We start from the raw sequence: 21,764 nt of genomic DNA, 5'->3' as shown, positions 1-21,764 counted from the left end.
TTGGGGCAGCGGTTGCTGCCATTCAGAAGCTCGGACGCGCAGCAGCGATACTGACCAACAGCAGACCGAGCAGCAGATTCAATCCCACCAGTCGCCGAATGCGGCCCAGTACGGCGCCGCCATTTGGCCAGTCTTGCGCTTCCACTGCGCGGCGCAGTTCCGGCAGCTGCAGGGCCTGGATGCGCAGAAACAACGCCAGCATGGCGATATACAGCCCCATCATGATGTGCACATAGCGCGGCGCGCTGTCGAAGCCGCTAAAACGCAGATGCAGCATGCCAACGCCGGTGACCGGCAATACCAGCACCGCCGCCCAGACCCAGTAGAAGAAACGTGGAAACACCTCCAGCCAGAGTTTCAGTCGGGCAGGCACCTCCAGCGCGGCGACCGCCGCCGGACGCAGGACCATCCAGGCGAAGAACATCCCGCCGACCCAGACCAGGGCGGCAAGCAGATGCAGGCTGTAGACAAAGGCATAGGGGGTCATGCGGGTACTCCTATCAGAGCGCTGGATCAATTAGCGCGCTATGATAGCCGCCGATTGCAAACACTGAAAATTTATCCAGCCTTTCTCGCCAAGACCCCATGCTCAGTACTGAACTCAAGACCCAGATCCAGGGCGCCTATTCGCGTTTTCTCGAAGCCAAGTCGCTCAAGCCGCGCTATGGCCAGCGTCTGATGATTGCCGAAATTGCCAAGGTGCTGGGCGCGATCACCACGGACGATGAAGGCCGTCGCCTTGGTGAGCCAGCGGTGGTGGCGGTCGAGGCTGGGACCGGTACGGGCAAGACCGTGGCCTACAGCCTGGCGGCCATTCCTACAGCCAAGGCGGCGGGCAAGCGCCTGGTGATTGCCACAGCGACCGTGGCCCTGCAAGAGCAGATCGTGCATAAGGACCTGCCCGACCTGATGCGCAACAGTGGGCTGAATTTCAGTTTTGCCCTGGCCAAGGGCCGAGGCCGTTATCTATGCCTGTCCAAGCTGGATATCCTGCTGCAGGAAGGCCAGGCGCAGAGTGCCACCGCGCAGTTGTTCGAAGAAGAAGGCTTCAAGATCGATGTCGATGAGCAAAGCCAGAAACTGTTCACTGCGATGATTGAGAAACTGGCCGGCAACAAATGGGATGGTGACCGTGACAGCTGGCCGGAAGAACTTGAAGACACGCGCTGGTCGCAGCTGACCACCGATCACAGCCAATGCACCAACCGGCATTGCCCGAACTTTCAGCAATGCGCCTTCTACAAAGCACGGGAAGGCATGGGCAAGGTTGATGTGATTGTCACCAACCACGACATGGTGCTGGCTGACCTGGCGTTGGGCGGCGGTGCAGTACTGCCGGACCCGCGCGACACCCTGTATGTGTTCGACGAAGGTCACCACCTGCCGGACAAAGCCATCGGTCATTTCGCTCATTTCACCCGCCTGCGTTCGACCGCCGACTGGCTGGAGCAGACCGCCAAGAACCTTACCAAACTACTGGCCCAGCACCCCTTGCCCGGTGATCTGGGGCGCTTGATTGAGCAGGTGCCAGAATTGGCGCGGGAGATCAAAACCCAGCAGCAGTTCATGTTCGCCGCCTGCGAGCAGATCGCCGAGTTCAAACCCGGTGAAGATATGGAAGGCCGCGAGCGCCCTCGTCACCGCTTTGTTGGCGGCCTGGTACCGCCCCACCTGATCGAGCTGGGCACCGAGTTGAAAAAGGGCTTTTCCAAGCTAACTGACCTGTTCACCGGGGTGACTGAGCAGCTTAAGGAGGCCATGGATGGCGAAGCCACGGTCGGTATCGCCAGCCACCAGGCGGAGGAGTGGTACCCGTTGTTCGGCAGCCTGCTGGCGCGCGCCCAGGGCAACTGGGAGCTTTGGCTGGCTTTCACCACGGAAGACCCGGAGGAAAGCCCGCCCATGGCGCGTTGGCTGACGCTGGCGGAAAGCGGCGCGTTGTTCGACATCGAAGTCAATGCCAGCCCGATTCTCGCTGCGGAAACCCTGCGGCGTAACCTGTGGAACGTTGCCTATGGTGCGCTGGTAACCTCGGCCACGCTGACCGCACTGGGCACCTTCGAGCGTTATCGTATGCGCGCCGGGTTGCCCAAGGTCGCGGTTACTGCCGTGGTACCAAGCCCGTTCCACCACGCCGATGCCGGTGTGCTGCGGGTGCCCAATTTGAATGCCGATCCGCGCGATGCGGTGGCGCATACGGCGGCGATCATTCGCGAACTGCCGGGGCTGGTCGAAGGTTCGCGCGGTACCCTGGTGCTGTTCTCTTCGCGTAAGCAGATGCAGGACGTGTTCGATGGCCTGGAGCGCGATTGGCGCAAACGGGTGTTTATTCAGGGCAATCTGTCCAAGCAGGAAACCCTGAACAAGCACAAGGCACGGGTGGATTCCGGCGAGGAAAGCGTGCTGTTTGGCCTGGCCAGTTTTGCCGAAGGCGTCGACCTGCCGGGGGCCTATTGCGAACACGTGGTAATTGCCAAAATTCCCTTTGCCGTACCAGATGATCCGGTCGAGGCCGCGTTGGCCGAATGGATCGAAGCGCGTGGTGGCAACCCGTTCATGGAAATTGCCGTACCAGATGCCTCGCTGCGCCTGGTGCAGGCCTGCGGACGCTTGCTGCGTACCGAAGCGGATCGCGGCATCATTACCTTGCTCGACAGGCGGGTGGTGACTCAGCGTTATGGCAAGTCGATTCTCAATGCTTTGCCGCCTTTTCGCCGGGAAATCAGTTGAGAGATGAACCTGTCGTGCTGGCTAACGTCTGAACGCCACACCACAATGGCCATGCTGTACAACCAAGCCAAGTTACCACTGCGGGCGCTCTACCCGCAGTGGTCGTGATCATGTTGTAAGTCGAGGAGTGAGGTTCGTGAAGGTTAAGCGCAGGCTGCAGGCGGGCGTTCTAGTATCAGCGTTATTGGGTTTTTGCAGTGCAGCCTTGGCCACGGAGCGACAGGAGCTGTTCAACTTTGTCCGGCCGCTAGACGCCGTACAAGTGACCACGCAGGACGCCGAACTGCCCAATCGCATTGGCGAACCGACCCCGCAGGGCGAAGTATTGCGCCGGGTAACCTTCCATCCGGCGGCGCAACCGAGCCTGCGCCTGACGCCGCAAAGCGGCAGTTGGGATTGGTCGCAGCAGACGTTGGTCAGCCTGCGGCTGCAAAATGCCATGGACTGGGCGCTGACCCTGGATGTATTGGTTGAGAGCAGCGATGGTCAGCGCCTGAGCGCGCGTATCGCCCTACCGGCTGGCCCGGCGCAAACCCTGCTGATTCCGCTCAAGGCCACTTCGCCGCGCGATCAGGGTATGCGTGCTGGTGTGCCGATGCCCTGGACACACAAGGGCCAGCGTCTATTGCTGGCGGACACCGTCAGTGGTGCGTTGGACCTGAGCAAGGTCAGCGCCGTGACCGTGTCGATTCCGCAGCCAAAAGCGGCGCAACATATCCTGATCAGCCAGTTTGCGGTGAGCAGCGAGCAGCTGTCGGCGGCAGCCTATGCCGGCATCGTCGACACTTATGGCCAGTTCACCCGTGCCGACTGGCCGGGCAAGGTCAATAACGATGAGCAGCTGCAGCAGGCCATCGGCCAGGAGCAGAAGCAGCTGCAAGGCTGGTTGGCCGAGCGTCCAGCGCAGGACAAGTTCGCCGGCTGGCAGGGCGGTCAGCCGTTCGAGGCCAGCGGTTTTTTCCGTACGGAAAAGCGTGACGGTCGTTGGTACCTGGTGACGCCCGAGGGCAACCCGTTCTACTCGCTGGGCGTGAACGCCGTGACCACCCAGCAGAGCGCGACCTATGTTGAGGGACGTGAGGCCATGTTCAGCGCGCTGCCACAAACGGGCGACGCGCTGGCCGCTTACTCCGGCACTGCCGATAGCCGCAGTGATACCGGCGCCAATCAGGGCCGGGCTTACGCCAGCGGGCGCTGGTTCGACTTCTACAAGGCCAACGTGCACCGCAGCTACGGTCAGTTTGACCCCACCGCCTGGCGCTCGCGCAGTCAGGACCGCCTGCAGGCCTGGGGCTTCAACACCCTGGGGGGCTGGAGTGAGCCGACTTTTGCTGGCGATGCCCGGATGCCGTTTACCCTCTCGCTGTCGATCCGTGGCGATTATGCCACCATCAGCACCGGTGTCGATTGGTGGGGCGCAATGCCGGATCCGTTTGATCCGCGTTTTGCCATGGCCACCGAGCGTGCGGTGGCGATTGCCGCGCGTGACCATCGCGACAATCCCTGGCTGCTGGGTTACTTCGCCGACAACGAGCTGGCCTGGGCCGGCCCGGCGAATGACCCCAATGGTCGATATGCCCTGGCTTACGCCACGTTGCGCCTGACCACCGATGTGCCGGCCAAGCGGGCTTTCCTCAAACAGTTACGCGACAAGTACCGGAATCACAATGGCCTGTCCCGCGCCTGGGGTATCGAGCTGCAAGCTTGGGAGCTGATGGAAGATCCAGGGTTCCAGGCACCGTTGCCGAGCGCCGAGTTTCCAGCCATTGAGCAGGACATGCAGGCCTTCCTGCGCCTGTACGCGGAAACCTACTTCAAGACCATTGCCGACTCGCTTGACTGGCATGCGCCCAACCACTTGCTGCTGGGCGGCCGTTTTGCCAGCAGCATCCCCGAGGCGGTGAGTGCCTGCGCACGCTTCTGTGATGTGCTGAGTTTCAATCTCTACACCCGTGAACCGCAGCAAGGTTATGACTTTGCAGCATTGCGGCAGCTGGACAAGCCAGTGATGGTCAGTGAATTCCACTTCGGCTCGCGTGATCGCGGGCCTTTCTGGGGCGGCGTGGCTGAGGTTTACAAGGAAGAAGAGCGTGGCCCGGCCTATGCCCACTTCCTCAGCAAGGCTCTGGAAGAACCACAGATTGTCGGTGTGCACTGGTTCCAGTACCTCGATCAGCCGGTTACCGGTCGCCTGCTGGATGGTGAAAATGGCCACTTGGGCCTGGTGGCCATCACCGACCGTCCTTGGCAGGGCTTTGTCAAAGCGGTGCGCAAAGCCAACCTGAACGTGCCGAACAGGCTGCTCAAGCCCATCCCGGCCAGTGCGCCTGAGAAGCCGTAACGAGCTATTCGCCAGGCTGATAATGGGGTTGCCAATCTTGCGCCGGGTTCACCGCCGGCGCCGGAGCTGGAACAATCCGCAGGTATTAAGCCAAACATGAACGAGGAGAGGGTGGTGCAGATACAGGGTTATTTCGACCTCAAGTTCGAGGCGCTGCGCGATGGCTTTGCGGCGCTGTTTGATGAGCCGCAAGAGCGTGGCATGGCACTTTGTGTGCAGGTGGGCGGTGAAACCGTGGTCGATCTGTGGGCCGGTGTGGCCGACAAGGACGGCCATCAGCCCTGGCACAGCGACACCATTCTCAACCTGTTTTCCTGCACCAAAACCTTTACTGCGGTGACTGCGCTGCAACTGGTCGCCGAAGGCAAGCTGGAGCTGGATGCGCCCGTGGCGCGCTACTGGCCGGAGTTTGCTGCAGCTGGCAAAGAGAAGATCACCCTGCGTCACTTGCTTAGCCACCAGGCCGGGCTGCCGGCCCTGCGTCAGATGCTGCCGGCCGAAGCCCTGTACGACTGGCAGACCATGACCACCGCACTGGCCGCCGAACAGCCCTGGTGGGCCTTGGGTGAGGGGCATGGCTATGCGCCGATTACCTACGGCTGGCTGGTGGGTGAAGTGCTGCGCCGGGTTGAAGGGCGTGGGCCGGGTGAGTCGATTGTTGCGCGCATTGCCAAGCCGCTGGGGCTGGACTTCCACGTCGGCCTGGCGGACGAGGAGTTCGACCGGGTGGCGATCATTTCCCGCGGCAAGGGCAATTTTGGCGATGCGGCAGCCCAGCGCTTGCTCAAAACCATGATGAGCGAGCCTGCTGCCATGAGTACGCGGGCCTTCACCAACCCGCCGTCGATCATGACCAGTACCAACAAGCCCGAATGGCGGCGCATGCAGCAGCCGGCGGCGAATGGTCACGGTAATGCGCGCAGCCTGGCTGGCTTCTACAGCGGCCTGCTGGATGGCCAGCTATTGGAAAGCGAGTTGCTGGCCGAGCTGACCCGCGAGCACGCCGTGGGCGACGACAAGACCCTGCTGACCCGCACCCGCTTTGGTCTGGGTTGCATGCTCGACCAGCCCGAGGTCGCCAACGCCACCTACGGCATGGGCCCGCGCGCCTTTGGCCACCCTGGAGCCGGCGGCTCCATTGGCTTTGCCGACCCGGAGCGGGATGTGGCCTTCGGCTTTGTCACCAATAACCTGGGACCGTTCGTCTTGATGGACCCCCGTGCGCAGAAACTTGCGCGTCTATTGGCTGATTGTTTATAGCCAGCTCGGCTAAACTGCGGCGCAACATTGCATGGTCTGCTGTTCGTGCAGGCCATCGCCGGCTTCTTTTTGTTTATCACGATGTGGATTCCCGATGCTCGCCAACAGAACTCTCGCCATTGCCCTGTGTGTCCTGATCAGCGGCTGCAGCCTGTTCGAAAAGTCCGAAAAACCTGCACCGAAAGTCGTCGCCATGCCGCCACCGGCAGTCACTCAGGCCTGGTTGGATGTGTATGAGCCGAAGGTGCGCGAAGCCATTAAGGGCACCCACTTCGAGTTCGAGCGCCGGGAAAACCTGCTGGTGGTCACCGCGCCGGTGCTGGGTTCGTTCAACCCGGATCGTCCCCATATGATGCTGCCAACCACCCTCGGCCCGCTGAGCCGCATGGCCAAGCTGCTGGAGAGTGACGAAACCATCGGTGTACTGATTCTCGGCCATGCCGACAGCAGCGGTGAAGTGAATGCCAACCGCGAGCTGAGCCAGCAGCGCGCCCGTGCGTTCACCTCGATCTTCCGCCTCAGTGGTCTCAAGCAGAACCGTCTGATGGTCAAGGGTCTGGGTTCGGACATGCCGCGTGCCGCTAACGACAGTCAGCAAGGCCGCGCGCTGAACCGTCGGGTGGAAATCCTCCTGACCTCGAAAGACACCCTCAACGCCCTGATCGCCAAATACAGCCAGCCGCTCCCGGCTGCTGCGGTCGCTGCAGTCAAGCCGGCTGCCGACAAGAACGCCAAAACCGTCGCCAAGGCCGACAAGCCAGCCAGCAGCCAATAGGCTGCTGCGCAACGGGGTGTTGCCGCAGATCAAGCTAAACAGAGCGCTCGCGGGTAAGCTAGAGCGCATCTGTTCAAGAGGATTTGCCGATGACCCAAACCCTGGCTGACATGCGCCGTGACTACACCCGTGATGGCCTGAGCGAAGCACAAGCACCGCATGAGCCGTTTGCGCTGTTCGAGCAATGGTTTGCCGATGCAGTCAAGACCGAACAGCCGCCGGTCGAACCCAATGCCATGACCTTGGCGACCGTCGATGCTGAAGGCCGTCCGCACTGCCGGGTTCTGCTGCTCAAGGGCCTGGATGCGCGTGGTTTCACCTTCTTCAGCAACTATGACAGCGCCAAAGGCCAACACCTGGCCGCCAATCCGTTTGCTGCCATGACCTTCTTCTGGCCCAGCCTGGAACGGCAGATACGAATCGAAGGACGTGTCGAGCGGGTCACAGCGGCAGAGTGCGATGCTTATTTTCAGGTACGCCCACTGGGTAGCCGCCTGGGGGCCTGGGCTTCACCGCAGAGCCAGGTGATTGCCGATCGCGCTGAACTGGAAGGGCTGCTGGCGCAGACCGAGCAGCGCTTTCTGGATCGCACACCACATTGTCCGCCGCACTGGGGTGGCTATCGCCTGCTGCCAGAGCGCATCGAATTCTGGCAGGGGCGCTCCAGCCGTCTGCATGATCGTCTGAATTTCCGCTTGCAAAGCGGCGCCTGGTTGCGTGAACGGCTGGCGCCTTGATGCTGCTCTAGTCTTCGCAATACTGCGCGGCGGCCTGTTCCAGCCAGGCGGGCAGGGCGCTGCGCTTGATACCGGCCGCTTGGGCTTCACGCAGGCGTTCAAGCATGTAACGGCGTTTCGCTGGCGAGTTGCCAGCCAGCGACAGCGCCAGATCACGGTCGACCCAGCGCTTGATGCGCACATACAGCCACCAGTGGAAGTACAGCCCGGCAACGCTGGTGATGACGACGATAAAGTAATCCATAAGTCCCCCAAGCCAGGTTCTAGCTTAGGCTACGCGGTGGTTAGCCCTGAACGTGGCGCAATGTCGCGCCATGCTTCTGGCATGCTGCCGGGGTAAAGTTTTGCGGCAGATTGTCGAGTGACATATAAGCCCCGCAGGCGTTCTAATGAATACCTGCCCAATTGGAGAACTGATCATGCGTAAACCCTTGCTGTTGGTTGCCTCGTTTGCTGCGTTGGCCCTGCTGGGCGGTTGTGCCTCCAGCCTGACCGGCGATACCTATTCACGCGACGAGGCGCGTACCGTACAGACTGTGCGCATGGGCACCATCGAGGCGCTGCGTCCGGTGAAGATCGAAGGCACGAAAACCCCTATCGGCGCGGGTGCCGGCGCAGTGATCGGTGGTGTCGCCGGCAGTGGTGTGGGTGGTGGTCGCGGCAGTGCCGTGGCGGCAGTGATTGGCGCAGTGGCGGGTGGTCTGCTGGGTGCCATGACCGAAGAAGGCCTGACCCGTACTCAGGGCGTGGAAATCACTGTGCTGGAAGATGACGGCAGCATGCGCGCCTATGTTCAGGCAGTGGAAGAAAATCAGATCTTCCGTGTCGGTGAGCGTGTGCGCATCATGACCGTTAATGGCACCAGCCGCGTCACTCACTGAGTGGTTCAAGAACCGGGTCAGTCGCAAGGCTGATCCGGTTTTTTTATGGCTGTTTATCAGGCTCTTCAGTGCTTTGTCTGATTCGTGTGTGGGGTGTGTTGAGCTTTTAGTAATAATTCTATCCATGACGGTTAGGCGATAGTTATGGATAATCGCTACCGCGTTGCGTTCTGCGCGTCCGCTGTTGGGCGGTGTAATACTTCAGTGCCGGCTGCATTACGGGTAGGTCCTGTAGTGAACAGCCTGTAAGCAGGTTTGGCAGTCAGCCAGGTGCGCGCACCTGGTTCGTACTAAGGGGTTTTTCTATGACGCTTGCGCTGATCATCGCCTTGCCGTTTCTCGGCATTCTTCTGCCATTACTGGCCGAGCGTTTTGGGCGTTCTGCCTGTGCCGTGGCAACTGCCGTGGCTCCCCTGATTGCACTGGCTCTACTGCTGTCCCAGCAGGCAGTGGTATTTACCGGTGAGCCTCTGGTGACTCGTCTTGAATGGCTGCCGGCGCTAGGCCTGAACCTCAGTCTGCGCCTGGATGGTCTGGGCTTTCTGTTTGCCCTGCTGATTCTTGGCATCGGCCTGCTGGTTATTCTCTACGCCCGCTACTACCTGGCGAAAAGTGAGCCGATGGGGCGTTTCTTTGCCTTTCTGCTGCTGTTTATGGGTGCCATGCTGGGGGTGGTACTTTCGGAAAACCTGCTGCTGATGCTGATGTTCTGGGAGCTGACCAGCCTGTCGTCGTTCCTGCTGATCGGTTTCTGGGGTTCGCGTTCGGATGCCCGACGCGGCGCGCGTATGTCCTTGACCGTTACCGGCGGTGGTGGCTTGGCGCTGCTGGCCGGCATTCTGCTGATCGGTCATATCGTGGGTAGCTTTGAACTCAGTGAGGTGCTGGCGGCCGGTGAGTTAATTCGTGGCCACGCCCTGTACCCGCTGGCGCTGATTCTGGTGCTGCTGGGGGTGTTTACCAAGTCGGCGCAGTTTCCATTTCATTTCTGGTTGCCCCACGCCATGGCCGCGCCAACGCCGGTGTCGGCCTATCTGCACTCGGCAACCATGGTCAAGGCCGGGGTGTTTTTGCTGGCGCGCCTGTACCCGGCTTTGGCCGGTTCGGAGTGGTGGTTCTACCTGGTCAGCATCACGGGTCTGGTGACCTTGCTGGTTGGGGCCTGTATGGCGTTGTTTCAGCATGACCTCAAAGGTCTGCTGGCTTATTCGACCATCAGCCATCTTGGCCTGATTACCTTGTTGTTCGGTTTGGACACCCGGCTTGCGGCTGTGGCGGCAGTGTTCCACATCATCAACCACGCCACGTTCAAGGCTTCGCTGTTTATGGCGGCGGGGATCATCGACCATGAAACCGGCAGCCGCGATATGCGCAGAATCAACGGTATGTGGAAGTACATGCCACATACCGCGTTGCTGGCCATGGTGGCCGCTTTGGCGATGGCCGGGGTGCCTTTGCTCAATGGCTTCCTGAGCAAGGAAATGTTCTTTACCGAGACGCTCAATCAGCATTTGCTCGGCAGCTTCAACTGGGTAATTCCGGCGGCGGCAACCCTGGCTGGGGTGTTCTCAGTGGCGTATTCGCTGCGTTTTATTCATGACGTGTTCTTCAATGGTGAGCCGGTCGATCTGCCGAAGTATCCACCACATGAGCCGCCGCGTTATATGAAGATTCCGGTGGAGATTCTGGTGTTCCTCTGCCTGCTGGTGGGAATTGTTCCGGCCTATACCGTGGCGCCGCTGCTGGCCACCGCTGTGTTTGCCACCCTGGGTGGTGACGTGCCGACTTACAGTCTGGCGATCTGGCATGGCTTTAACCTGCCGTTGTTGATGAGCTTTATCGCCCTGTTCGGCGGGATCCTGGTGTACGTGTTCCGTCAGCCGCTGTTCCGTTGGTATGCAGGATTGCCAAGTGTTGATGCCAAGCTGCTGTTTGAGCAGGCGGTGCAGGCCTGGGTGAAGCTGTGCTCGGTGTTCACCCAGTGGTTGGAGAATGCTTCGCTGCAACGCTACCTGGCACTGTTGCTGGCGGCCGCCTTATTGGTGGTGACGCAGGGGCTGAGTTCCCTGCCGCAGATCAGCGGGTCGGTGGCGATGACCGAAATTGACGGCATCACTGCTCTGGGGCTGGGCATCATGGCGTTTGCTGCGTTGGTAACGGTGGTGTTCCATCGCCAGCGCCTGGTGTCGCTGCTGATGCTTAGCGTGGTTGGTCTGATGGTGGCCTTGGCCTTCGCCCGCTATTCGGCGCCGGATCTGGCCCTGACTCAGCTCTCGGTCGAGGTGGTGACCATCATCCTGTTGATGCTCGCCTTGTTCTTCCTTCCGGCGCAGACGCGCATCGAGTCGAGCAGCTTGCGCAGCCTGCGCGATTTCACCCTGGCGGTTGGCAGTGGGGTGATGGTGGCGATGCTGGTGTTCGCCGTACTGACGCGGCCGTACGACAGCATTTCAGCGTTCTTCCTGGAGAACAGCGTACCGGGCGGCGGCGGCACCAACGTGGTCAACGTGATTCTGGTGGACTTCCGTGGCTTCGATACCCTGGGTGAAGTCACGGTGCTGGCGATTGCGGCCGTGGGTATCTTTGCGTTGCTTGATGGTTTGCGCCTGTTTCAACCCAAGGTCGATGCGCAGGGCCGTAACTGGGCGCGTGACCGCCATCCGCTGATTCTTGCCACTCTGTCGCGGGTGCTGTTGCCGATGGCGCTGCTGGTCTCGGTGTTTATCTTCCTGCGCGGGCACAACCTGCCGGGTGGCGGCTTTATCGCCGGCTTGGTGACGGCCGTGGCGCTGATCCTGCAATACGTCGCCAGCGGCGTGCAGTGGACACAATCGCGCCTGCCGCTGAATTACCAAGGCATGGCCGGCCTCGGCGTGATGATCGCCGGGCTGACCGGCCTGGGCAGCTGGCTGTTTGATCGGCCGTTCCTGACCTCGGCCTTCGGGCATTTCCATATCCCGCTGGTCGGTGAAATCGAGTTGGCCACCGCCATGTTGTTCGACCTGGGCGTGTACCTGACGGTTGTCGGCGCAACCCTGCTGATTCTCGCCAACCTGGGCAAGTTGACCCAGGAAAAAGCTGTAGAAGAGGTGCTTTGAAATGGAAGCCATATTTGCCGCAACCTTGGGCATTCTCACCGCCAGCGGTGTTTACCTGCTGCTGCGCGCGCGGACCTTTCCAGTGGTGCTGGGGCTGACGCTGATTTCCTACGCGGTCAACCTGTTTCTGTTTGCCATGGGCCGCCTGCAGAGTGGTGTGGTCACGGTGATCGGCAAGAGCAGCGAGTACGCTGACCCGCTGCCGCAGGCGTTGGTGCTGACCGCCATCGTGATCGGTTTTGCCATGACCGCCTTCGTCGTGGTGCTGGCGCTGCGCAGCGTCGGCGAAACCCAGACCGACCATGTTGACGGCCAGGAGCCTGCACAATGAACCACGGCTTGATCCTGCCCATTTTGCTGCCGATGTTTGCCGGCAGCTTGTTGTTGCTCGGCGCGGGCCTGAGCCTGCGGGTCAAACGCAGCCTGTCGTTGGTGGCGACTCTGTTGCTGCTGCCATTGAGTGGCTATTTGCTCTGGCTGGCTGACCAGGGCGTGCTGCAGGTATATGCCGCCGGTAACTGGGCGGCGCCGTTCGGCATCATCCTGCTGCTCGATCGGCTGAGCGCTTTGCTGCTGGTGGTTACGGCGGTACTCGGCAGCTTTGCCTTGCTCTATGCGATGCGTGGCGACGATGAACGTGGGCAGAGTTTCCATGCGCTGTTCCAGTTCCAGCTGATGGGCATCAATGGCGCCTTTCTCACCGGGGACCTGTTCAACCTGTTTGTGTTCTTCGAAATCCTGCTGATCGCCTCCTATGCGCTGCTGGTGCATGGCGGCGGGGCAGAGCGGGTGCGCGCAGGCTTGCATTACGTGGTGCTGAACCTGGTGGGCTCGGCGTTCTTCCTGCTTGCGGTCGGCGTGCTGTATGGCATCACCGGTACCCTGAACATGGCGGATATGGCCAGTCGGGTGGCCGCAGCCGGGCCGGATGATGCAGCGCTGCTCGGTGCTGCCGGGTTGTTGCTACTGGTGGTGTTCGGCCTCAAGGCGGCGTTTCTGCCGCTGTATTTCTGGCTGCCCAAGGCCTATGCCTCGGCCACTGCGCCGGTCGCTGCGCTGTTTGCGATCATGACCAAGGTCGGCCTGTATTCGATCATCCGCGTATACACGCTGATCTTCGGTGACGATGCTGGCAGCCTGGCCAATATGGCCAATGACTGGCTCTGGCCGATTGCCTTGCTGACCCTGGCACTGGGTGTGATCGGCGCCTTGGCGGCGGTCAGCCTGCAGGGGCTGTTGGCCTATCTGGTGGTGGTGTCGGTCGGCACCTTGCTCGCCGGTATTGCCATTGGCACTGAGCAAGCCTTGGCTGGTGCGCTCTATTACCTGGTGCACAGCACATGGGTGGCCGGTGGGCTGTTCCTGCTTGCTGATCTGATTGCCCGTCAGCGCGGCGACAAGCAAGGGCTGCTGGTGCAAGGCCCGGCGTTGCAGAACCCGCATCTGCTCGGCGGTTTGTTCTTCTTCGGCGCGATTGCTGTGGCCGGCCTGCCGCCGCTGTCTGGGTTTATCGGCAAACTGTTGCTGCTGCGCTCGGTGGAGCCGGGTGTGCAGGCGCTTATGCTGTGGCCCGTGGTGCTGGGCGGCGGCCTGCTGACTCTGGTGGCCCTGAGCCGTGCCGGCAGCATGCTGTTCTGGCGTGTCGGCTTGAGCCAGCTGGACAGCGCCGAACTGGATTACGTTCGGTTGCTGGCCTGCGCCGGCTTGCTGCTGCTCAGCCTGCTGCTGATGGTTGGCGCCGCGCCGCTGCTCAGTTACGTCGAGGCCACCGCCAGCCAGCTGCATGACCTGGCGTTGTACCGGCAAATCATCGAATCGGGAGCTGAACGATGAAAGCACGTCGCTGGTTACCCCATCCGCTGCTGAGCTTGTGCCTGCTGCTGGTCTGGCTGTTGTTGATGAATGATCTGAGTCTGGGCCACTGGCTGCTCGGAGCGCTGCTCGGCTGGGCGATTCCGCTGTTGACCCAGGTGTTCTGGATCAACCCGCCACGGGTGCACAAACCGTTCAAGCTGTGCCTGTTTCTGCTGCGGATCCTCGGCGATATCGTCACCGCCAACCTGCAGGTGGCCAAGCTGATCCTCGGGCCGACCACCAAGCTGCGTCCGGCGTTCGTGGAAATCCCCATGCTGCTGGAAGATGAACTGGCCCTGACCATGCTCACCAGCATCATCTCCCTGACCCCCGGCACGGTGTCTGCTGACCTCAGCGATGACCGCAAGATGCTCCTGGTGCACGGCCTGGACGTGCCGGACGCCGACGCCTTGGTCGCGGAAATCAAACAGCGTTACGAAGCCCCACTGCTGGAGGTGTTCACATGCTCGCCTACGTGATCCCGCTGTGCCTGGTGATCATCGGCGCGGCCCTGGTACTGACCATGGCGCGTCTGATCATCGGCCCGGATCTGCCCGACCGCATCCTCGCCCTGGATACCCTGTATATCAACGCGATCGCCATGCTGGTGTTGTTCGGCATCTGGCTGAGTTCGGACCTGTATTTTGAAGCGGCCCTGCTGATTGCGGTGATGGGGTTTATCGGCACGGTGGCAGTGGCCAAGTACCTGCTGCGCGGCGACATCATCGAATGAGAACGAGTTTACGATCTGCTGCGCATCGGCCCTGCTGCGTTAAGAACAGGCTCGGATTGCTCATTTACAGCTCGTAAACTCCGCATCCTCGCCTGTTCTTGCCTTGCATGGCTCTAGCTCGCGAGATCGTAAAAACGTTCAACGTTCTACGGAGACTGCTGAATGGATACCTGGATCGAAGGGCTGGTGGCGCTGTTTCTGCTGATCGGCAGCCTGTTCGCACTGATCGGCGCAATCGGCCTGTACCGCCTGCCGGACTTTTTTATGCGCCTGCACGGCCCGACTAAGGCCAGCACCCTGGGTGTGGGCGGCATGGTGATCGCCTCGCTGATCTACTTCAGCTTTCGCGGTGAGGGCGTCAGCTTGCATGAGCTGCTGATCGCCCTGTTTCTGTTTATCACCGCACCGGTCAGCGCCCATATGCTGGCCAAGGCCGCGTTGCAGCAGAAGTTGCGGATCAACGAGCAAACGCGCGGTAAACCCTGGGAACAATAAGGTGCCGCTTGCGTCGCGCTTCCTGTGGGAGGGACTTTAGCCGCGACGGTTGTCTCGTCTCGAACTACCCCGCACAGTTCGCGGCGCTGACTGTATCTGTCGGCGCCGCGCCAGCCTCTCTACACTGCAGCCTTTAGTCAGGGGCTTGGGTATGCGTGAGCAGGGAAGGGGCATCGCGGTGATCTGCCTGGTGATCGCCATGGCGCTGTGGGGCAGTTCCTTTATTGCGCTGAAACTGGCCTTTGCCGAGCTGCCGCCGCTGTGGGTGATCTTCGGCCGCATGGCCCTTGGCAGCCTGGTGTTTCTGCTGGCCTGGCGCTGGCGTGGGCAGATGCACTACCGCGCGGGTGACTGGAAGTATCTGCTGGGCCTGGCCGCCTGCGAACCCTGTCTGTATTTCCTCTTCGAAGCCCTGGCCCTGCAGCACACCAGCGCCGCGCAAGCGGGCATGGTGACGGCCTTGCTGCCGCTGCTGGTCGCGGTGGGGGCGTTTATCTTTCTGGGTGAACGGATCAGCCGCACGACGTTGGCCGGCTTTCTGCTCGCGGTGATTGGTGCGGTATGGCTGAGCCTGGCCGGCAGTGCCGATGAACACGCCAGCAACCCGATTCTCGGCAACTTCTACGAGCTGCTGGCGATGCTCTGCGCCATGGGTTACACCTTGCTGCTCAAGCACCTGTCCGCGCGTTATTCGCCCTTTCTACTGACCGCCATGGTGGCCTTTGTCGGCACCTTGTTTTTTCTGCCGCTGGCCCTGGTTACCGAGCCGTTGCCCACCCGTATCAGCCCCATGGGCCTGGGCGCTGTGGCTTACCTCGGTATTCTGGTCACGGTGGGCGCTTATGGGTTGTACAACTTCGGTGTCAGCCGCTTGCCGGCCAGCCGGGCGTCGGGTTTTACCAACCTGATCCCGGTGTTCACGCTGCTGTTTGCCATTCTGTTATTGGGGGAGAGCCTTAATGGCATGCAGGTATTGGCCGCTGCGCTGGTGTTTACCGGCGTGCTGTTGAGTCAGTGGCGTACGGCACCTGTGCTGCCGGCTGGGGTGTTGGATTGAGGAGCATGCGATGAGTGATTCAAGAACCTGGGCGCGCGAGGCGATCCGTATTATCGAGGCGGATTTTCAGCGCAGCGCCGACACCCACCTGATCCCCCTGGCGCTACCGGGTTTTCCGGGCGTCGAGCTGTATTTCAAGGACGAGTCCAGTCACCCCACCGGCAGCCTCAAACACCGCCTGGCGCGCTCGCTGTTTCTTTATGCGCTATGCAACGGCTGGCTCAAACCCGGCGCCCCGGTGATTGAGGCCTCCAGCGGCTCCACGGCGATTTCCGAGGCTTATTTCGCCCGCTTACTGGGGCTGCCGTTTATCGCGGTGATGCCGGCCAGCACTTCGAAGGAGAAGATCGCGCAGATCGCCTTCTACGGCGGCCAGAGCCATCTGGTGCAGGATCCCACGCAGATCTATGCCGAGTCCGAACGCCTGGCCCGTGAGAGCGGCGGGCATTTTATGGATCAGTTCACTTACGCCGAACGCGCCACCGACTGGCGCGCCAACAACAACATCGCCGAGTCGATCTTCCAGCAGCTGCGCAGCGAGCGTTTCCCTGAGCCGAGCTGGCTGGTGTCCAGCCCTGGCACCGGCGGCACCCTGGCAACCCTGGGGCGTTATGTGCGTTATCGCCGCCACAACACTCAGGTGTTCTGCGCTGATGCTGAGCGTTCGGTGTTTTTCGATTACTACCGCACCGGCGATGCCAGCCTGAGCCTGGACTGTGGCTCGCGGATCGAAGGCATCGGCCGGCCACGGGTCGAGGCGTCCTTTCTGCCGTCGGTGATCGACGCGATGTGCAAGGTGCCGGATGCCCTGTCGCTGGCGGCCATGCATTACCTGGCGCAGCGCCTGGGGCGTAAGGTGGGTGGCTCCAGCGGCACCAATCTGATCGGCGCGTTGCTGGTGGCGCAACGCATGGTCGCGGCGGGGGAATCCGGTTCGGTGGTGGCAATTCTCTGTGATGGTGGCGAACGCTATGCCACCACCTATTACGACGAGAACTGGCTGCAGGCACAGGGCTTTGATCTCGCGCCGCTGATCGCAGCCGTGGCCGGTTGCGCCGAACAAGGGCTCGTTCTGTCAGCTGAAGTGGCTACGGCTGGACTGTAGAGCGGCTGGTGAACGACGTGGCCATGGGACGCTGGCGCCTGGGCATGTAAGGAGGGCGGGCTGATGATCCAGTGCAAGCGAGTATATGAAGCCAGCTCGGCAACGGATGGTCGGCGAGTGTTGGTTGATCGCCTCTGGCCGCGTGGGATAAGTAAAACGAAGTTGCAGCTGGAGGCCTGGTTGCCGGAGGTGGCGCCGTCCACGCAATTACGCCGGCAGTTTGCCCACGAGCCGCAAGCGTTTGAGGCATTCCGTGCTCAGTATCGTATCGAGTTGGCGGCCCACCCTGAATATTGGCAAGGGCTGCTGGAACTGGCCGAACAGGGCGTATTAACTCTGCTGTTCGCTGCCCGTGATACGCAGTTGAACAATGCCCAGGTGTTGGCCGAGTTTCTCGAGGACGAGCTGGCGCGACGTGGACCGCCCAGCTCGCCGGTTTGCTACGCCGACAGGATGTAATGTGCTGGATTAGCTTTCAGCAATGCCGAGCATGTCGCGAATCAGCGCTTCGGCCACACGAATGCCGTCCACCCCGGCGGAGAGAATGCCGCCGGCGTAACCAGCACCTTCACCGGCGGGGTACAGGCCGCGCACGTTGAGGCTTTGCATATCCGCGCCACGAGTGATGCGCAGTGGCGAAGAGGTGCGGGTCTCGATGCCGGTCAGCACCGCGTCATGCAGATCGAAGCCTTTGATCTGCTTGCCGAAGGCCGGAAGCGCTTCGCGGATCGCCTCGATGGCGAAGTCCGGCAATGCCAGGGCCAGGTCGCCCAGTTTGATGCCTGGTTTGTACGACGGCTCGACACTACCCAGCTCAGTAGACGGCTTGCCGGCGATAAAGTCGCCAACCAGTTGCCCCGGTGCTTCGTAGCTGCTGCCGCCGAGCAGATAGGCCTGAGACTCCAGACGTTCCTGCAGTTCAACACCGGCCAGCGGGCCGCCGGGGTAATCCTGCTCTGGAGTGATGCCAACGACGATGCCCGAGTTGGCGTTACGCTCGTTGCGCGAATACTGGCTCATGCCGTTGGTCACCACGCGGTTCGGCTCCGAGGTGGCCGCGACCACGGTGCCGCCCGGGCACATGCAGAAGCTGTAGACCGAGCGGCCGTTCTTGGCGTGGTGCACCAGTTTGTAATCGGCAGCACCGAGCTTGGGGTGGCCGGCGTATTTACCCAGGCGCGCGCGGTCGATCAGGCCCTGCGGGTGCTCGATGCGGAAGCCCACCGAGAACGGCTTGGCTTCCATAAATACTTCACGCTTGTGCAGCATGCGGAAGGTGTCACGCGAGCTGTGGCCCAGGGCCAGGATTACCTGACGGCTGAGAATCTGCTCGCCGCTGTCGAGCACCACGCCCTTGAGCTGGCCGTCTTCGATCAGCACATCAGTGACGCGCTGCTGGAAGCGCACTTCGCCGCCCAGGGCCTTGATTTCCTCGCGCATCGTGGCAACCACGCCGGTGAGGCGGAAGGTGCCGATATGCGGCTTGCTGACATAGAGAATCTCGTCCGGCGCGCCGGCTTTGACGAACTCATGCAGCACCTTGCGTCCGTAATGCTTGGGGTCTTTGATCTGGCTGTACAGCTTGCCGTCGGAGAAAGTGCCGGCACCGCCTTCACCAAACTGCACGTTGGATTCGGGGTTGAGCACCTTCTTGCGCCACAGGCCCCAGGTGTCCTTGGTGCGCTGGCGCACTTCGGTGCCGCGCTCCAGCACGATGGGTTTCAGGCCCGCCTGGGCGAGAATCAGCGCGGCGAAAATCCCGCAGGGGCCAAAGCCGACCACCAGCGGGCGTTCGGTGAGGTCGTGCGGAGCGTAGCCAACCGGCTTGTAGGATGTGTCAGGGGCAATGCTGATATGCCGGTCATCGGCGAGCTTGTGCAGCAGCGCCGCTTCATCGCTGACCTGGCAATCGATGGTGTAGATAAAGTGCAGCTCGGTGGATTTCTTGCGCGCATCGTAGCTGCGCTTGAACAGGGTGAAATCGAGCAGCTCGCTGTCGGTGATGCCCAAGCGCTGGACGATGGCCGGGCGCAGGGCTTCTTCGGGATGGTCGAGGGGCAGCTTGAGTTCAGTGATACGGAGCATGAAGGCGATCCACTTTCAGGGCCGGAGGCAACCCGGCTGCTTTTAAAAGGCGGCGATTATACGCCTGATCGGTGCTTAAAGGCCGCCGCCGATCACGGGCAGCGGCCTGACATGCTGAGTGTTAGCGTGTTTCAGGCTTTACCCAGGCAAGCATCACCTCGAGCATGCGGTTGGCGAAGGCCCACTCGTTGTCATACCAGGCCAAGACCTTGACCAGATCGCCCTGCACGCGGGTGTGGCTGAGGTCGACCACACAGGAAACCGGGTAGCCGTTGAAGTCGCTGGACACCAGTGCTAGCTCGTTGCACTCCATCACCCCAGGCGGCAACTGCAAGGCGCCGGCCTTTAGCGCGGCATTGATCGCTTCGCGGCTGGTCGGGCGTTCGCTGGTAAAGGTCAGATCGACCAGCGACACGTTGGGCGTCGGTACGCGTATCGACAACCCATCCAGACGGCCGATCAGCTCCGGCATCACCAGGCCGATGGCTTTGGCCGCACCGGTGCTGGTGGGGATCATCGACAGCGCGGCGGCGCGGGCGCGGTAGAGGTCGCTGTGGGTCTTGTCCAGCAGGTTTTGGTCATTGGTATAGGAGTGGATGGTGTTGACCAGGCCCTGACGAATGCCCACGGCCTCGTGCAACACCTTGGCCATCGGCGCCAGGCAGTTGGTGGTGCAGGAGGCATTGGACACGATCTGCTGGTCACCCAACAGCTGATGATTGACCCCGTAAACCACCGTCAGATCGGCGCTATCCAGCGGGTGCGAGAGCAGTACGCGCGGCGCGCCGGCACTCAGGTGCTGTTCGACCTGGGCGCGTTTTTTCATCTTGCCTGAGCATTCCAGCACCAGGTCCAATGCGTGCGCGCGCCACGGCAGATTGCTGACCTCCGGCTCGCGCAGCAGCTGGATGGATTGGCCGTTGACCTGCAGCACATCGCCTTGCAGGTTGATCTGCCCGGGAAAGCGGCCGAAGGTCGAGTCGAAGCGGGTGAGGTGGGCGAGGGTGCTTTGTTCGCCCAGGTCGTTGATGGCGGTGATGTGGATCTGCTGGTGCAGTTCGCGTTCGAACAGGGCACGCACCAGGCAGCGGCCAATACGTCCATATCCATTGATGGCAATGCGCAGCATAGTGATATTCCTTTGGCTGACTTCGTTGTCAGTTTAGGTCAATCACCAGGCAGGTCGCTGATCTATCTCAGCTCACTGCGCATTGCTGCGACTCAGTTAGTCGTTGCGCGCGCCGCCGAGGTAACCGCAGCCGCGCAGGACCTGATCGTTAAGACGCAACTCGGCACTCAGGTGCTGGACGGCACCACTCATGCTGTCGACACAGCGTTGCTTGGCCACCCAGAGCTCAAGCCGCTGGCCATTGGCCTCGCTGCTCAGGTTGAGACGGCCTTCCGGCAGTTGTTCTTCCAGATAGGGCAGTGCCTGTGGCTCTTGCCCCGGACGATGCAGGACCAGCCCCTGGTTGCTTACAGCAATGTTCCAGTCCGGTTCGTGGCCGCTGGCCCTTAGCAGCGTACGGGCGAAGTTGATGTCACCACAGCCAGGCCCTTCGGCTTGTAGGCGATACACCTGGCTGGGGATAAATTTGCCATCGACATCCTTCTGGGGGCTGGCTTGCAACTGCCCACGCATATCGACATACAGGCTGCCATGGCCATCAGCCAGAAGGCCGGCTGCATCGCGGCTCAGTCCGTTTGCGCCGGCATCCTCAACCACAAACTGGCGCTGCTCCTGGCAGGGGCGAAAGCGCAGTTGTCCCGCGTTCAAGCTGAGTTCACCCTGCAGGCGGCTCTGCGTGGGCGCGGTTTCAGTAGGTTTGTCGGTAAACACCTGGCAACTGGCAAGCAGTGGCAGCAAGGCAAAGCAGAACGGGCGGATGAAACGCATCGTGGCACTCCTGAAAAGTGCGCTCACGTTACCTAGGCCCCTGATCGATCACAAGGGCATGCCCATCAGCTTGAGCAGCCGGTGCACGCCAGCCTGAGCCAGCGTGCACCTGGGCTTACAGGTCACTCTTGATGCTGGTGGTCGGGCCGTTGCTCTTGACCGACTCGATGCCGACCTCGCGGCTGGCCGCCGCCTTGTACATCTGGCTGGTGCCGATCACTTGATGGTTGGCCGCCTTGAGGTTGAAGTAAAAACGCCCATCGCTGGCATCCTTGCGTTCATAACGTTCATCGGCCGCAGCATTCTTCTGCACCGAGGCAATCCCACCCTCGGCGGCGGCGCGGCTCTCATACTGTTCACTGCGCAAAATTATCTCGGCGTTACCCGCTTTCAACACGAAAAAGAACTGGCCTTTATCGTTTTTTGTCAGTTCATACCAACCAGCCATGGCGGCCTCCAACAAGTAGTAAGGAAGGGGCAGAACAACGATCAAACACGCCCACCGGCGGTGAGCGACGAGGCAAAGCATAGCAAGGGCATATGAATAGGCCCCGGTTTTCTAGAGACCATCCTGCCTCAGAAAATAACGACGTTCGAACTCTATCGGTGACAGCTTCTCAGCGAAACCATGTCGTCGCTTGGGGTTGTAAAACATCTCGATGTAATCGAATACATCGCTCCGCGCTTCGTCGCGGCTCCCGTAGATTTTGCGCTTG

At 61.2% G+C, this 21,764-nt stretch carries 22 protein-coding genes; 15 read left to right on the top strand and 7 right to left on the bottom strand.

Going from position 1 to position 21,764, the window contains the following annotated elements:
- Positions 1 to 22 precede the first annotated feature (22 nt).
- Positions 23 to 487, bottom strand: coding sequence for a CopD family protein (locus tag IOD17_RS16055; protein ID WP_233686053.1), 465 nt, complete (start codon positions 485 to 487; stop codon positions 23 to 25).
- 98 nt (positions 488 to 585) lie between these two features.
- On the opposite strand from IOD17_RS16055, the gene dinG reads away from it, so the two are divergent.
- The 5 genes from dinG (at position 586) to pdxH (ending at position 7,843) form a co-directional block, all read left to right on the top strand.
- Positions 586 to 2,730: an ATP-dependent DNA helicase DinG gene (dinG, locus tag IOD17_RS16050; RefSeq protein WP_233686052.1), complete on the top strand. Its 2,145-nt coding sequence runs from the start codon at positions 586 to 588 to the stop codon at positions 2,728 to 2,730.
- A gap of 136 nt (positions 2,731 to 2,866) precedes the next feature.
- Positions 2,867 to 5,071 (top strand): beta-agarase, encoded by a 2,205-nt coding sequence (locus IOD17_RS16045; protein ID WP_233686051.1) that lies wholly within the window; start codon positions 2,867 to 2,869, stop codon positions 5,069 to 5,071.
- A gap of 114 nt (positions 5,072 to 5,185) precedes the next feature.
- The gene (locus IOD17_RS16040; protein WP_233686230.1) at positions 5,186 to 6,331 is read left to right on the top strand and encodes a serine hydrolase domain-containing protein; all 1,146 of its coding nucleotides are present in this window, start codon (positions 5,186 to 5,188) and stop codon (positions 6,329 to 6,331) included.
- 94 nt (positions 6,332 to 6,425) lie between these two features.
- Positions 6,426 to 7,106: an OmpA family protein gene (locus IOD17_RS16035; RefSeq protein WP_233686050.1), complete on the top strand. Its 681-nt coding sequence runs from the start codon at positions 6,426 to 6,428 to the stop codon at positions 7,104 to 7,106.
- Positions 7,107 to 7,195: 89 nt separating this feature from the next.
- Positions 7,196 to 7,843, top strand: a complete 648-nt coding sequence (gene pdxH / locus IOD17_RS16030; protein WP_233686049.1) for a pyridoxamine 5'-phosphate oxidase — start codon at positions 7,196 to 7,198, stop codon at positions 7,841 to 7,843.
- 7 nt (positions 7,844 to 7,850) lie between these two features.
- On the opposite strand, the gene IOD17_RS16025 is transcribed toward pdxH, so the two are convergent.
- Positions 7,851 to 8,087: a hypothetical protein gene (locus tag IOD17_RS16025; RefSeq protein ID WP_233686048.1), complete on the bottom strand. Its 237-nt coding sequence runs from the start codon at positions 8,085 to 8,087 to the stop codon at positions 7,851 to 7,853.
- Between the two features lie 175 nt (positions 8,088 to 8,262).
- Here IOD17_RS16025 and IOD17_RS16020 point away from each other — a divergent pair, with 175 nt between their 5' ends.
- From IOD17_RS16020 to IOD17_RS15975, 10 genes are all read left to right on the top strand, one after another.
- The gene (locus IOD17_RS16020) at positions 8,263 to 8,724 is read left to right on the top strand and encodes a glycine zipper domain-containing protein (RefSeq protein ID WP_233686047.1); all 462 of its coding nucleotides are present in this window, start codon (positions 8,263 to 8,265) and stop codon (positions 8,722 to 8,724) included.
- A 305-nt stretch (positions 8,725 to 9,029) separates the two neighbouring features.
- On the top strand, positions 9,030 to 11,822 hold the full coding sequence (locus IOD17_RS16015; RefSeq protein ID WP_233686046.1) for a monovalent cation/H+ antiporter subunit A: 2,793 nt from the start codon (positions 9,030 to 9,032) through the stop codon (positions 11,820 to 11,822).
- A gap of 1 nt (position 11,823) precedes the next feature.
- Positions 11,824 to 12,153, top strand: coding sequence for a Na+/H+ antiporter subunit C (locus tag IOD17_RS16010; RefSeq protein ID WP_233686045.1), 330 nt, complete (start codon positions 11,824 to 11,826; stop codon positions 12,151 to 12,153).
- Complete coding sequence (locus tag IOD17_RS16005; RefSeq protein WP_233686044.1) at positions 12,150 to 13,655, top strand: monovalent cation/H+ antiporter subunit D; 1,506 nt, start codon at positions 12,150 to 12,152, stop codon at positions 13,653 to 13,655. The genes IOD17_RS16010 and IOD17_RS16005 overlap by 4 nt, the downstream gene beginning before the upstream one ends.
- Positions 13,652 to 14,155 (top strand): Na+/H+ antiporter subunit E, encoded by a 504-nt coding sequence (locus IOD17_RS16000; RefSeq protein ID WP_233686043.1) that lies wholly within the window; start codon positions 13,652 to 13,654, stop codon positions 14,153 to 14,155. The genes IOD17_RS16005 and IOD17_RS16000 overlap by 4 nt, the downstream gene beginning before the upstream one ends.
- Positions 14,140 to 14,409, top strand: a complete 270-nt coding sequence (locus tag IOD17_RS15995) for a K+/H+ antiporter subunit F (RefSeq protein WP_233686042.1) — start codon at positions 14,140 to 14,142, stop codon at positions 14,407 to 14,409. The genes IOD17_RS16000 and IOD17_RS15995 overlap by 16 nt, the downstream gene beginning before the upstream one ends.
- 162 nt (positions 14,410 to 14,571) lie before the next feature.
- Positions 14,572 to 14,904 (top strand): Na+/H+ antiporter subunit G, encoded by a 333-nt coding sequence (locus IOD17_RS15990; RefSeq protein ID WP_233686041.1) that lies wholly within the window; start codon positions 14,572 to 14,574, stop codon positions 14,902 to 14,904.
- A 151-nt stretch (positions 14,905 to 15,055) separates the two neighbouring features.
- Positions 15,056 to 15,961, top strand: a complete 906-nt coding sequence (locus IOD17_RS15985) for a DMT family transporter (protein ID WP_233686040.1) — start codon at positions 15,056 to 15,058, stop codon at positions 15,959 to 15,961.
- 10 nt (positions 15,962 to 15,971) lie between these two features.
- On the top strand, positions 15,972 to 17,066 hold the full coding sequence (locus IOD17_RS15980) for a PLP-dependent cysteine synthase family protein (RefSeq protein WP_233686039.1): 1,095 nt from the start codon (positions 15,972 to 15,974) through the stop codon (positions 17,064 to 17,066).
- 63 nt (positions 17,067 to 17,129) lie between these two features.
- Positions 17,130 to 17,525: a DUF488 domain-containing protein gene (locus IOD17_RS15975; RefSeq protein ID WP_233686038.1), complete on the top strand. Its 396-nt coding sequence runs from the start codon at positions 17,130 to 17,132 to the stop codon at positions 17,523 to 17,525.
- A 9-nt stretch (positions 17,526 to 17,534) separates the two neighbouring features.
- On the opposite strand, the gene IOD17_RS15970 is transcribed toward IOD17_RS15975, so the two are convergent.
- The 5 genes from IOD17_RS15970 to IOD17_RS15950 form a co-directional block, all read right to left on the bottom strand.
- Positions 17,535 to 19,151, bottom strand: coding sequence for an NAD(P)/FAD-dependent oxidoreductase (locus tag IOD17_RS15970; RefSeq protein ID WP_233686037.1), 1,617 nt, complete (start codon positions 19,149 to 19,151; stop codon positions 17,535 to 17,537).
- A 121-nt stretch (positions 19,152 to 19,272) separates the two neighbouring features.
- A complete protein-coding gene (gene gap / locus IOD17_RS15965; RefSeq protein ID WP_233686036.1) occupies positions 19,273 to 20,280 on the bottom strand; it encodes a type I glyceraldehyde-3-phosphate dehydrogenase in 1,008 nt (335 codons plus the stop codon).
- A gap of 96 nt (positions 20,281 to 20,376) precedes the next feature.
- A complete protein-coding gene (locus IOD17_RS15960) occupies positions 20,377 to 21,048 on the bottom strand; it encodes a COG3650 family protein (RefSeq protein WP_233686035.1) in 672 nt (223 codons plus the stop codon).
- 115 nt (positions 21,049 to 21,163) lie between these two features.
- Entirely contained in the window at positions 21,164 to 21,496 is a 333-nt protein-coding gene (locus IOD17_RS15955) for a YegP family protein (RefSeq protein WP_233686034.1), read from the bottom strand.
- Between the two features lie 111 nt (positions 21,497 to 21,607).
- On the bottom strand, positions 21,608 to 21,764 hold a 157-nt coding region (locus IOD17_RS15950; RefSeq protein WP_233686229.1), incomplete at its 5' end, for an IS3 family transposase.

Origin of the sequence: Pseudomonas anguilliseptica, assembly GCF_021375795.1 — a bacterium.
GTDB lineage: Bacteria > Pseudomonadota > Gammaproteobacteria > Pseudomonadales > Pseudomonadaceae > Aquipseudomonas > Aquipseudomonas anguilliseptica_A.
The sequence above is the reverse complement of the archived record's forward strand: the minus strand, read 5'-3'. Positions and strand labels throughout refer to the sequence as shown.

Coding starts and splice junctions, on each gene's coding strand:
- IOD17_RS16055 (WP_233686053.1), bottom strand. CDS start 487: ATGACCCCCTATGCCTTTGTCTACAGCCTGCATCTGCTTGCCGCCCTG.
- dinG (WP_233686052.1), top strand. CDS start 586: ATGCTCAGTACTGAACTCAAGACCCAGATCCAGGGCGCCTATTCGCGT.
- IOD17_RS16035 (WP_233686050.1), top strand. CDS start 6,426: ATGCTCGCCAACAGAACTCTCGCCATTGCCCTGTGTGTCCTGATCAGC.
- pdxH (WP_233686049.1), top strand. CDS start 7,196: ATGACCCAAACCCTGGCTGACATGCGCCGTGACTACACCCGTGATGGC.
- IOD17_RS16025 (WP_233686048.1), bottom strand. CDS start 8,087: ATGGATTACTTTATCGTCGTCATCACCAGCGTTGCCGGGCTGTACTTC.
- IOD17_RS16020 (WP_233686047.1), top strand. CDS start 8,263: ATGCGTAAACCCTTGCTGTTGGTTGCCTCGTTTGCTGCGTTGGCCCTG.
- IOD17_RS16015 (WP_233686046.1), top strand. CDS start 9,030: ATGACGCTTGCGCTGATCATCGCCTTGCCGTTTCTCGGCATTCTTCTG.
- IOD17_RS16010 (WP_233686045.1), top strand. CDS start 11,824: ATGGAAGCCATATTTGCCGCAACCTTGGGCATTCTCACCGCCAGCGGT.
- IOD17_RS16005 (WP_233686044.1), top strand. CDS start 12,150: ATGAACCACGGCTTGATCCTGCCCATTTTGCTGCCGATGTTTGCCGGC.
- IOD17_RS16000 (WP_233686043.1), top strand. CDS start 13,652: ATGAAAGCACGTCGCTGGTTACCCCATCCGCTGCTGAGCTTGTGCCTG.
- IOD17_RS15995 (WP_233686042.1), top strand. CDS start 14,140: ATGCTCGCCTACGTGATCCCGCTGTGCCTGGTGATCATCGGCGCGGCC.
- IOD17_RS15990 (WP_233686041.1), top strand. CDS start 14,572: ATGGATACCTGGATCGAAGGGCTGGTGGCGCTGTTTCTGCTGATCGGC.
- IOD17_RS15985 (WP_233686040.1), top strand. CDS start 15,056: ATGCGTGAGCAGGGAAGGGGCATCGCGGTGATCTGCCTGGTGATCGCC.
- IOD17_RS15980 (WP_233686039.1), top strand. CDS start 15,972: ATGAGTGATTCAAGAACCTGGGCGCGCGAGGCGATCCGTATTATCGAG.
- IOD17_RS15975 (WP_233686038.1), top strand. CDS start 17,130: ATGATCCAGTGCAAGCGAGTATATGAAGCCAGCTCGGCAACGGATGGT.
- IOD17_RS15970 (WP_233686037.1), bottom strand. CDS start 19,151: ATGCTCCGTATCACTGAACTCAAGCTGCCCCTCGACCATCCCGAAGAA.
- gap (WP_233686036.1), bottom strand. CDS start 20,280: ATGCTGCGCATTGCCATCAATGGATATGGACGTATTGGCCGCTGCCTG.
- IOD17_RS15960 (WP_233686035.1), bottom strand. CDS start 21,048: ATGCGTTTCATCCGCCCGTTCTGCTTTGCCTTGCTGCCACTGCTTGCC.
- IOD17_RS15955 (WP_233686034.1), bottom strand. CDS start 21,496: ATGGCTGGTTGGTATGAACTGACAAAAAACGATAAAGGCCAGTTCTTT.